The organism is Inhella sp., assembly GCF_027532025.1.
Classification (GTDB): Bacteria; Pseudomonadota; Gammaproteobacteria; order Burkholderiales; family Burkholderiaceae_C; genus Inhella.
On the sequence record NZ_JAPZSY010000119.1, the window covers coordinates 1 to 1,215 of the forward strand.

Sequence of the window (1,215 nt, forward strand, 5' to 3'; positions counted from 1 at the left end):
CCAAGGTGCGCAACGACTCGCCCATGGCCCAAGGCGACGATGACGACAACGACGACACACCCTCGGGCGACCCTTTCTTCGAATTCTTCAAACGCTTCCAGCAAGGCCAGGGCCGTCCCGGCGGGCGTGGCAACGCGCAGGAAATGCCCACACGCGGCCAGGGCTCGGGTTTTATCGTCAGCCCCGACGGCATCATCCTGACCAATGCCCACGTGGTGCGCGACGCCAAGGAAGTCACTGTCAAGCTGACCGACCGGCGTGAGTACCGCGCCAGGGTGCTGGGCGCCGACCCCAAGACCGACGTCGCCGTGCTGCGCATCGACGCCAAAAACCTGCCCGTCGTCACGCTCGGCAAGGTGGCCGACCTGAAAGTCGGCGAATGGGTGCTGGCCATCGGCTCGCCCTTCGGTTTTGAAAACACCGTGACGGCAGGCGTTGTCAGCGCCAAGGGCCGCTCGCTGCCCGACGACAGCGCCGTGCCTTTTATCCAGACCGACGTGGCCGTGAACCCCGGCAACTCGGGCGGCCCGCTGTTTAACACCCGCGGCGAAGTGGTCGGTATCAACTCGCAGATCTACAGCCGCAGCGGCGGCTACCAGGGCGTGTCCTTTGCCATCCCGATCGACGTGGCAGCCCGCATCAAGAACCAGCTGGTCGCCACCGGCAAGGTCGAGCACGCACGCCTGGGCGTGGCGGTGCAGGAGGTCAACCAGGCCTTTGCCGACTCCTTCAAGCTCGACAAGCCCGAAGGCGCACTGGTGTCCATGGTGGAGAAAGGCGGCCCCGGCGAGAAGGCCGGCCTGCAGTCCGGCGACGTGATCCGCAGCGTCAACGGCCAGCGCATCGTCTCCTCAGGCGACCTGCCCGCCATCATCGGACTGGCAGCGCCCGGCGACAGCGTCAAGCTGGACGTCTGGCGCCAGGGTGCAGCCAAAGAAGTCACCGCCAGGCTGGGCAGCGCCGACGAGAAATCGGCCAAGGCCGAAGCGGGTAAAAAAGACGCCGCCAACCAGGGCAAGCTGGGCCTGGCCCTGCGCCCGATGCAACCCGACGAAAAGCAGGAAGCCGGTGTCGACAACGGCCTGGTCGTACAGCAAGCCAGCGGCCCCGCGGCTCTCGCCGGTGTAGAACCTGGCGACGTGCTGCTGTCCATCAACGGCGTGCCGGTGAAAAACATCGACCAGGTGCGGGCGAGTGTGGCCAAGGCCGAGAAGT

The 1,215-nt window shown here is 66.3% G+C and carries 1 protein-coding gene; it reads left to right on the plus strand.

Features of this window, described 5'->3' with window-relative positions:
* On the plus strand, positions 1 to 1,215 hold a 1,215-nt coding region (locus O9335_RS14430), incomplete at both ends, for a Do family serine endopeptidase (protein WP_298389329.1).